Raw genomic sequence first — 10,256 nt, 5'->3', positions numbered from 1 at the left:
CACCGAACGGATCGGCGACAAACCGCTCCGCGGTCAGACCCGCACGACCCACATAACCCCTCGCCAGATGCGACCCGGCCACGTAAAGCTCACCGACAACGCCCGGGGCGGCGGGGGCGAGGGACTCGTCGAGGACGTAGAGCGCGGTGTTGGCCATGGGGCGGCCCAGGTGGAGCTCCGCAGCCGGGCGTGCCCGAGGTTCGAAGGTCTGGTAGCTGCAGAAGACCGTCGTCTCCGTCGGACCGTAGACGTGGACGACGGTGGTGTCCGGGCAGGCGTCGAGGACTCGGCGAAGCGCCGCGGTCGACAGCACGTCGCCGCCGGTCCAGATCTCCCTCACCGCGGCGAGGGCCTCGACGTGCTCCTGTGCCATGGCGTCGAACAGGGCGGTGGTCAGATAGAGGGCGGTGATGCCGTGCTCCGCCACGGCTCCGGCCAGATCGCCGAGGTCGATCTTGTCGCCGGTCAGGACCGTCAGACCACCGCCGTGCAGCAGCGGCACCCACATCTCATAGGTCGAGGAGTCGAAAGCGGGCGGCGAGTAGGCGAGCACCCGGTGGTGCCGTGCCGCGTCCCAGCAGGGGTCGAGGGCGAGTTCGGCCACGTTGCGGTGCGTGTTGGCGACGCCCTTGGGCGTACCCGTGGAGCCCGAGGTGTACATCACGTACGCCAACTGGTCCGGGTGCACGTCGACGTCCGGTGCGCCGGGGTCTCCCGCAAGGGCCGCGTCTTCGCCGACCGGGACGCCAGCCAGTGGGATGGCGCAGGTGAAAGGCAGTTCGGCCGGTTGGCGGTCGGTGAGCAACAGCGTCGCCCCGGCGTCCTCGACGATCCAGGCGAGTCGCTGTGCGGGCTGGCGCGGGTCGAGCGGTACATACGCCGCGCCCGCCTTGAGCACGGCCAGCTCGGCAACGATCAGTTCGGCGGAGCGGCCCAGATAGAGGGCCACGTTGTCACCTGGCCTCACTCCGAGGCCGATGATGAGGTGGGCGAGCCGGTTGGCGGCCGCGTCCAGGCCGGCGTAGGTGAGCGCTCGTCCCTCGCAGACGACGGCGACGGCGTCGGGCGTCCGGGCTCTCTGCTCGGTGAACAGCTCGTGCAGCGGCGCCTGCGGAAGCGGCTCGGCGGTGTCGTTGTAGTCGACGAGCAGGCTGCGGCGCAGGGATTCGCCGAGCCAGTCGATGGCGCCGACGCGAACTCCCGGTTCGGTGGCCACCACGGCCAGGGCGCGGGTGAGCAGATCGGCAGCGGTGCGAGCCGTGTCGGCTGCCAGCCGGTCGGCCCGGTGGACCAGTTCGACGCTGGGCGGCCCGCCATCGCGGGCAGTCCGCACGACGAGCGTGGCGGCGTGGTGCGTGGTGTCGCGCAGCCGTACGCCGGTCACGGCCGGGCCGGCGGGCTCGCCGTCCCCCGTCTCGCCGAGACCGAGCGAAGCGGCATCCCAACGACGGGCGTCGACGACGACCGCGGTGTCGAAGACGGCACCCGCGAGCCCCGACGCGTCCGCCAGCGTCGCGGCCGTCGCACGGCGGTGGCCGGCCAGGAGCCCGTTGCGTGCGTCGGTGCGCCGGGCGACGTCGGCGAACGTGTCGTGTGGTGCGGCCGCGATCCGGACGGGAAGGTCGTCGGCGTCGCCGAGAACCGCTTCCCAGCGGCTCTTCAGCTTCATGCACACCAAAGCCCAAACGGTCTGGTAAAGCGCTTCGGGCGCGACGCCGAGACGGCCGGGAAGCGAGCCGAGACCGGGTGGTACGGGCACGGACAGCGACTCGGATCCTCCCCGCGGCTCCCGGTTCGCGACGGTCGCGGCCGCGTGACCGAGCAGGCAGGGTTCGTCGAGGTCGCGCAACGTCTCCCGCCAGGCGCTGTGCGTCTCGGCCTCCGACGGCCGCCCTCCCTCCGCGGTCTCCTGCGACGTTCCGCGCGTCCCTTCCCGCGGGTCACCACCGAGCAGGGTGGCGAGGGTGTCGTAGGCGGCTTGGAGGGTGAGCACCGCGCGATGGCCGGTGAGGACGAGGTGGTGGCGCGAGCCCTGCCCCGTCGTGATGACGACCAGTCGCAGCAGAGGTTCGTCACCCGTGGGGTCGAAGTCGCGCTCCCATTCGTCGGCTGCCACCCGCTCGACCGTCGCGTCGGCCTCGGCGCCCGCCGAGACGTGCCGCCGCACCCATGGCAGGCCGGCCTCGGGGCGGGCGACACGCACCGAGCCGCCCACGGCGTCGCGGTCGAAGCGGGCGAACAGTTCCGGATGCGCCCTGGTGATCCGGTCGGCGCGGGTGCGGAGCTCCTCCAGGTCGAGGTGGCCGTCCACAGTGAGCACGACCTGCGTCGTGTCGAGGCCGCGTAGGTCCCGCTCGACTTCCGCATGAAACAACAGACCCTCTTGGGCGACCGTCACCGGCAGGGGCCTTGCGTCGTGCGGATCTGGCATCTTGCCACCTTCTCGGAGCATGGTTGTCTGACGGGGTGGGGCGTGCGTCGAACTGGCTGCGAGCGTCAGGTCACGCGGGTTCGAGTTCGAAGATGACCTCTCCGACCGTCATGTCGATCGAGTGCTTGTGCCGCACTCGCCAGCCGCTTTCCGCGAACGCGGACTCCCAGTCGGCGACAGTGGGGAGGAACGTGCCCATCATGTCGTGGGCCACCTCGAAGCCGAGGGTGAAAACGGGAAGCTCGTGGTCGGGGGTGCCGACCGTCCTCGTGGCGTCGCCGAGCAGGAAGCGCTTGACGTTGGGGAACATCTCGCGAATGCGGGCGAGGGTGGCGATACAACGTTCCCTCGGCCAGAAATCGTGCCCCATCATGAAACACGTCAGCAGTTCGACCTCGGCGAACTCGGGACGGCGATCCATTGTTCGCACGTCGGCGGTGACGAACGTCAGGCGGTCGGAAAGCCCGGCACCGACGGCGTCCGACTCGGCCACCTTCAGCGAGTCGGCGGCGATGTCGACACCGATCCCGTTGGCCCCCGGATGGCGCCGCAGGATCTTGATGAGCCGGTCGCCGTTACCGCATCCGAGGTCGGCGACCATGGTGAGATCGAAGTCGATCCCGTCGATGGCCGACCAGAACCAGGGATCGTAGGTGAGGGTGTTGATCTCGCGGCACGCATAGGTGACGGCCGCTGGATCTCGCGGATCGAGCTCGTCCCCGCGGTTCTGGTTCTGGAGGACCAGCGGCATCCGGCGGAACAACTCCCCGCTTCCCCTGGTGAGCCAGTGGAAGAACGATCGTGCCTGCTGGATTTCGGCGAAGTCCGCCGTGGGGGTCACCCTCGTGCCGTCCCTTTCCACGATCTTCACCGCGGCCAACGCCCTGAACATCGCGAGGGTCGACGCCGGGTCCAGGTCCTTGCGGGCCGCGAACTCGTGGGCGTCCAGTACCCCCTTGTCGTGCAGCTCGTCCAGCGCGCCCAACTCCCAAGCGGCTCCGATGGCCGATGCGGCGACGGCCGAGTTGTAGAGCTGTGCCGCTACCTTCCACGAGCGGGCCTGCTGGGCGTCTGTCATTGCCGTCCTCCTGATTGCTGTGGTGGTCAGTGCGCGTGCGGGCATTGCCCCCGACCGCGAGCGCGGGCCTCGTCGTCGAGGTAGAAGTTGGGGCGCTGCTCGATTTCGTCGTAGTAGCGGTGGAAGACAGGAGTGATGCCGCCGGAGATCGGGGGAACGATCCAGCTCCAGTCCACGGACACGGTGCGGCCGTTGCGTTCTTCCCGGGCCAGGTGGGTGAGGAAGAGGCGGGATTCGGTGTGGTGGTCGCTGATCGTGACACCGGCAGCGGCGAAGGAATGCAGTACGGCGACGTTCAGCTCGACCAGCGCGCGATCACGCCACAGGGTGGTCTCGCTGCTGGTATCCAGGCCGAGACATGCGGCGACGGTCGGCAACAGGTTGAACCGGTCCTCGTCGACCAGGTTGCGCGCGCCGATCTCGGTACCCATGTACCAGCCGTTGAACGGGGCCAGCGGATAGTCGATTCCTCCGATGCGCAGGCGCATGTTGGAAATCGCCGGCACGGCGTACCAGCGCAGCGCCAGACGCGCGATCTGCGGATGATCCGGGTGGGTGATGGGCACTTCACGGATCAGGTCGGCCGGCAGCTCGAAGAGCTGCGGCTTGTCGTCGGGGGTCTCGATGACCAACGGCAGTATGTCGAAGGGACCTTGAGGGGCCGGCCAGCCCATCTCGCGTACGACGTCGGTGAAGTCGACGTACCCCGCGTCACCGAGAACGGTCCCGTCCTGCTGACGGTAGCCCGCGTACCTGATGAGCTGGTCGTTCCACACTCTGGGGGCAGGCCGCTCGGGGGTGTCGGGGGCGAAGATCGAGATGACCGGGCGGATGCGTCCCGCGTTCGTGGCTCGGCGCAGGTGTTCACAGAGGTGCCGGTGGATCTCCTCGGGCGTCGTCGCGTCCCGTCGGTCCATCACGCGAAGGCTGTTCCAATAAGCCCGGCCGATGCAGCGGCTGGAGTTGCGCCAGGCCACCCGGGCGCCGAAGGCCAGCTCCTCGGAGGTGTGCCGGTACGTGCCCGTGGCGTCGATCTCGGCGACGACCTGTCCCAGACGCACCGCGAAGGGGACAGGTTGCTCAGGCTGCTCGGCGTGGAACTGACGGAGGAATTCCTCCGCTTCGTCGAAGTCGGCGGTCCTGCTCCTCGCGATGCGGGGGGCCTGGTGGTCGGGAGCGCTTGCCAGGAGCGGTTCGGTGTCCATGGGCTTCCTCGGGCCTCGTCAGCCCAGGCTCAGCGGAAGGGACCGCAGCGACCGGAACTCAAGGTTGCTGTTCCAATCGGGCTTGCCCGCCAGCCGGATCATCGGGAAACGCGCGAACAGGGCAACGAAGAACCACCTGATTTCGAGGCTGGCGATCTGCCGGCCGAGACATGCGTGCGGCCCGAAGCCGAACGACAGGTTCTTGCCGCTGTTCTTCCGGTCGAGGTCGAACTTGTCCGGGTTCTCGAAAACGCTCGGATCCCGGTTCGCCGCCCCCAGGAACAGGGCGACCCGCTGTCCCTCCTTGATGCGGACACCGCGCAGTTCCACGTCCGTCGCCGCAACGCGCCACGTGAACTGGTTCGACGCGTTGTAGCGCACCACCTCGTTCGCCACGTTGTCGACGCACGCGGGGTTCTCCAGGAAACGTGCGATCTGGTCGGGGTTCGTGGCGAACGCGAGCGTGCCGCTGCCGAGGGATCCCGGCGTCGTGGGCGCGAACAGCGCGATCAGCAGAAGGACCAGCTGATGCACGGTCTGCTCCGGCGTGACTTCGGTCTGGTCCGCAAGCCCTGCCGCGAGGCGGGCGATGACCGTGTCCGCAACGACCTTGCCCCGCTTCCCCTGAACGAGTTCGAGCGCGTAGGTGTGCAGGTCCGTGAGGTGCTCAAGCAGGTGGTCGAGCTCCACCGGCTGCTCCTGGGGCCCCGACCAGTAGGTCATCACCTTGTTCACGCTCGGCACCACCGTGTCGAGGTCCTCCTCGGGAACTCCGAAGGCGTGCACAGCGGCGCTCACGGGGAGCTTTTCGGCCAGCTCGGTGACGGCGTCGATGACCTTCGCATCGTCCGGAAGGCCGGCGACCAGATCGTCGGCGACACGCTTGATGACCTGGCTGTAGTGCTCGTGGGCCGCCCGCGTGAAGCCGCTGAGCGTGGATTTCCTCAGTGCGCCGTGACGCGGGGCATCCGTGTACATCATGACATTGCTGGTGAACCGGTGATAAATGCTGTCGGCCGGCAGTGTCCGACCGTCGAACTTGCCGCTGAGGATCTCTTCCATGCGTTCGGCCTTGAACCGCGGATCCTGCAGCACGCTCGCGCAGTCCTCATGCCTCAGCAGGGCCCACGCGTTCAAACCCTCGCACCAGTGGACCGGCTCCCGCTCCGCGAGGTCCGCGTAGACGGGGTAGGGGTTCGGGATGATCTCAGGATTCGACAGCGGTGACAGATTTCCCACGGAATTCTCCCTATGAGTTCGAAACGAACGATTCACTTCGGATTTCGGCTACTGGGCCGGGTTTTCCATGGCGTCGACCAGGCTCTTGGGTCGCATGTCCGTCCACGTTTCTTCGATGAAGTTCACGACCGACTGCCTGTCCGCCGGACCACGGGTCACGCTCCATCCTGCGGGAACCTCGATCGTGGTGGGCCACAGCGAGTACTGACCCTCCTCATTCACGAGGGCGTAGTATTCGATGTCGTCCCGCTCAAACGGATTCTTCATGCCTGTTTCCCTCCAGCTCACACACTCTGGCCACCAAAGTTCTGGCGATGACCGACAACGGCTCGGGGGACATCATCTCCCCGTGTGCGCAGTCGATTTCGTATACGTGTACCTGTCCCGTGCAATACCGCGCCCACAGTGCAGCGGCATCCGCTGAACGGCGCTCATTGCCGCCGGCCGCGGAATAGAGGTGCAGGTCCCCGGACATACGGCCGACCGAACGCGGCAGGCTGCCGACCCGAGCCGAGTTCAGGGCCACCTCAAGGACTCTCTGCACCTGTTCCCGCGTCAAGGACCCCAGCGTGCTCATCTTTTCCTGAAGGACCGCGACCGCCTGGTCCAGGCTGGGGGATTCACCCAGGCTCCCGGTCTCCGCCCCGAAGGCCTCCATGATGGCCTTGAGAACGGCTTCAGGGCGTGCGGATTCCCCCTGTAGAGGAGCAGGGTGCGGGGAGGAGTCGAGCAGGGCGAGCAACTCGACATCGTGGCCGCGGTTTTGCAATTCTATGGCCATCGCGTGGGCTGCGGTTCCGCCGAGAGACCATCCGACCAGGCGATACGGACCATTCTTTTGAATCGCGAGGATTTCGTCAACGTAGTTGCGGGCCATTTCCTCGATGGACCGAGGCAGGGGGGAGTCCTCGTTCAGCCCGCGGGCCTGGATTCCGTACAACGGATAGTCCGGTCCGAAGTGCCGCAGCAATCCGGAATAGCACCAGCTCGTACCGCCGACCGGGTGCACACAGAAGATCGGGAGACGCGTTCCGGCGGAGCGGAGAGGAAGAACGGGGCTGAGTGCGTCACCCGAGGGCGGGAGATGCAGCTGCCGGCTCAGGGCAGCCACGGTGGGCGCCTGGAAGAGCGTGCGCACGGAGATCTCGACGTTCAGCACCGCGCGGATGCGGCTGAGCAGACGGGTCGCGAGCAGGGAGTGCCCGCCCAGGTCGAAGAACCCGTCGTCGACGGACACCTCTTCAAGACCGAGAACCTCCGCGAACAGCGCGCACAGCGCCTTCTCGTGTTCCGTGCGCGGAGCCCGCCCGTGGGCGGTGGAGTGGTCCGGCGCGGGCAACCGCCGGCGGTCGAGCTTCCTGTTCGCGGTCAGCGGCAGCGCCTCCAGCACCACCACCGCCGAAGGCACCATGTACTCCGGCAGCATCGCCGCGGCGCGCTCGCGCACCGCGGCCGGATCCACCGCCCTGCCGGCGGCCGCGACCACGTACGCGACGATCCGCTTGTCACCGGGGCGGTCCTCCCGCACCACCGCGACCGCCTGGCCGACCTCCGCGTCCTTCAGCAGCACCGACTCGATCTCACCCGGCTCGATGCGGAACCCGCGCACCTTGACCTGGTCGTCCACCCGCCCCAGGAACGCCAGATACCCCTGCGCGTGCCAGCGCACCAGATCGCCGGTGCGGTACATCCGCGACCCCGCCGGACCGAACGGATTCGCCACGAACCGGCCCGCGGTCAGCCCCGGCCGGTTCAGGTACCCGCGAGCCAGCCCCGCGCCGAAGACGTACAACTCGCCCGCGACCCCCACCGGAACCGGCCGCAGCTTCTCGTCCAACACGAACACCCGCGTGTTGGGCACAGGACGGCCGATCGGAATGTCGTCGACCTGCTCGCCCTCGGTGAGCCCCTCGAAGATCCAGGACGCCACGTCAACGGTCGCTTCCGTGGGGCCGTACGCGTTGACCATCCTCCGGCCCGGCGCCCAGCGCGCCACCAGCTCGGCCGACAACGCCTCGCTGCCCGTGATCAACACCCGCAGGTCCGGCAGGCGCGTGTGCGGGAGGCTGCTCAACACCGCGGGTGGGATATGGGCGTGAGTGACTCCGTGCGCGCGAATGAAGTCACTGAGGGAGTCTCCGTACATCGTTGCCCGGGGAAGTACCAGCCGTGCCCCGGACAGCAGTGACAGGCAGTATTCGGAGACGGTCACGTCGAAGCTGAGGGAGGCGAACTGGAGGACCCTGCTGTCGGGGTCGATGTCGTAGCGGTCGGCCTGGTTGGCGACGAGGCTCGCGATCCCGCGGTGGGTGACGGTGACGCCCTTGGGGCGTCCGGTGGAGCCGGAGGTGTAGATGACGTAGGCGGGGTTGGCCAGGGACAGCGGTGCGCGGCGGTCCCGGTCACCGGGGTCGGTGTCCGGCTGTGCGGCGAGGGCCGCCTCGGCAGAGGGATCGTCCAGTGCCAGCACCTTGGCGCCGGCGGGCAAGCCGGGTGCCGTACCAGCGGTGGTGATCACGCACACGGGGGCGGCGTCGTCGAGCATGAACGCGATCCGCTCGGGCGGATACTCGGTGTCGATCGGCAAGTACGCCGCACCCGCCTTGAGCACCGCCAGCAACGCCACGATCATCTGCGCCGACCGCGGCATCGCCAGCCCGACCAGGTCCTCGGGGCCGATGCCACAGCCGATCAGGTGGTGGGCGAGGCGGTTGGCCCGGGCGTTCAGTTCGGCATAGGTCAGCTCGGTGTCCTCGTGGACCACCGCCACGCTGTCCGGCACCGCCGCCGCCCTGGCCTCGAACAGCTCCGGCAACGTGGCCGCGGGGACCTCACGGTCGGTGTCGTTCCACTCCACCAGCGTCCGCCGCCGCTCCCGCGGGGTGAGGATGTCGGCCTCGCTGATGCGGCCCTCGGGGTCGTGGGCGAGGGCGGTGAGCATGCTGGTCAGCCACTGGCACACGCTCTCCGCGGTGGCCTGGTCGAACAGGTCGGTGGCGTACTCCAGGGCCCCGGCCAGTCCGCCGCCCCTTGCCTCCCCCACGGTCAGGGCGAGATCGATCTTGGCGCTGGACTGGGCGATCGGCACCTCGTGGACGTCCAGATCGTGGAGGGAGGCGTCGTGCTGGTCGTTGTTCTGGAGAACGAGCATGACCTGGAAGAGGGGGTGGTGGGACAGGCTGCGGGGCGGGTTGAGGATTTCGACGAGTCGTTCGAAGGGGAGGTCCTGGTGGGCGTAGGCGGCCAGGTCGCTCTCGCGGACCCGGTCCAGGAGCTCGGCGAAGGTGGGGTCCCCGGAGGTGTCCGTGCGCAGGACGAGAGTGTTGACGAAGAAGCCGACCAGGTCGGTGAGGGCGTCGTCCCCGCGCCCGGCCACCGCTGATCCGATCGGGATGTCCGTGCCCGCGCCGAGACGGGTCAGGAGCGCGGCGAACGCGGCCTGCAAGACCATGTACAGGGTGCAGCCGCGGGCCTTGGCCACCTCCGTCAGCCGTGTGTGCAGCTCGGCGTCGATGGTGAAGGGGACGGCGGCACCGCCATAGCCGGACACCGCCGGGCGGGGCCGGTCGGTGGGCAGTTCCAGGAGTTCCGGTGCCCCGGCCAGGGCTTGGCGCCAGAAGGCGGACTGCCGGTTCAGCACGCTGTCCGGGTCGCCCTCCTCACCGAGCATCTCACGCTGCCACAGCGCGTAATCGGCGTAGTGGACCGGGAGTCGCTCCCACACGGGCGCCTGTTCCCGGCAGCGGGCGGCGTAAGCCGTCGACAGGTCTCGTATCAGCACCCCGTTCGACCAGCCGTCACTGACCATGTGGTGCTTCAGGAGCAGCAACACGGACTCGTCCTCGGCCAGGGTGAACAGCCGGGCCCGCAGCAACAGATCGGTGGCCAGGTCGAAGTGGTGGCCGGCCGCCGCCTCCAGGGCCTGGGCCAGGCCCTGTTCGTCGGCAGCGGTGACCTCCAGCTCCGGTACCGCCTCGGCAGCGGGGAGCACCCGCTGGAAGGGTTCACCGTCCTGTTCGGGGAACACGGTGCGCAGGGCCTCGTGCCGGTCCACCACGTCGGACAGCGCCGCCCGCAGCGCGGGAAGGTTCAGCCGCCCCGTCAAACGCAGGGCGAGCGGAGAGTTGTAGGTCGCGCTCGACCCCTCCATCTGGGCCAGGAACCACAGCCTGCGCTGCGCGGCGGACAGCGGCAGCAGGGCAGGGCGAGGCCGTGCTCCCAGAACCGGCCGGGTCCCGCCGGTGCGGAGGTTGCCGGCGACACCGGCGACGGTGGGGGCCTGGAACAGGTTCCGGATGCCCAG

General features: G+C 68.7%; 6 protein-coding genes. All 6 read right to left on the bottom strand.

The annotated features are described in order from the left end of the window. On the bottom strand, positions 1–2,320 hold a 2,320-nt coding region (locus tag ACWDD7_RS37150; RefSeq protein WP_450460648.1), incomplete at its 3' end, for an amino acid adenylation domain-containing protein. Positions 2,321–2,501: 181 nt separating this feature from the next. Beyond that, positions 2,502–3,509 carry a class I SAM-dependent methyltransferase gene (locus tag ACWDD7_RS37145; protein ID WP_450460646.1) on the bottom strand — a complete coding sequence of 336 codons (1,008 nt, stop codon included), beginning with the start codon at positions 3,507–3,509 and terminating at the stop codon, positions 2,502–2,504. 26 nt (positions 3,510–3,535) lie between these two features. Beyond that, entirely contained in the window at positions 3,536–4,714 is a 1,179-nt protein-coding gene (locus ACWDD7_RS37140; protein ID WP_450460645.1) for a nitric oxide synthase oxygenase, read from the bottom strand. 18 nt (positions 4,715–4,732) lie between these two features. Next, the gene (txtE, locus tag ACWDD7_RS37135; protein ID WP_351870147.1) at positions 4,733–5,953 is read right to left on the bottom strand and encodes a 4-nitrotryptophan synthase; all 1,221 of its coding nucleotides are present in this window, start codon (positions 5,951–5,953) and stop codon (positions 4,733–4,735) included. A gap of 48 nt (positions 5,954–6,001) precedes the next feature. Further along, complete coding sequence (locus tag ACWDD7_RS37130; RefSeq protein WP_351870150.1) at positions 6,002–6,220, bottom strand: MbtH family protein; 219 nt, start codon at positions 6,218–6,220, stop codon at positions 6,002–6,004. Beyond that, positions 6,204–10,256, bottom strand: a 4,053-nt coding sequence (locus ACWDD7_RS37125; RefSeq protein WP_450460644.1) for a non-ribosomal peptide synthetase, incomplete at its 5' end; no start/stop codon positions are given. The genes ACWDD7_RS37130 and ACWDD7_RS37125, both read right to left, overlap by 17 nt.

This window comes from Streptomyces sp. NPDC001056 (assembly GCF_053598955.1).
The sequence above is the reverse complement of the archived record's forward strand: the minus strand, read 5'-3'. Positions and strand labels throughout refer to the sequence as shown.

Bases quoted from the DNA above. Each gene is read 5' to 3' on its own strand.
- ACWDD7_RS37145 (WP_450460646.1), bottom strand. From the start codon at position 3,509: ATGACAGACGCCCAGCAGGCCCGCTCGTGGAAGGTAGCGGCACAGCTC.
- ACWDD7_RS37140 (WP_450460645.1), bottom strand. From the start codon at position 4,714: ATGGACACCGAACCGCTCCTGGCAAGCGCTCCCGACCACCAGGCCCCC.
- ACWDD7_RS37130 (WP_351870150.1), bottom strand. From the start codon at position 6,220: ATGAAGAATCCGTTTGAGCGGGACGACATCGAATACTACGCCCTCGTG.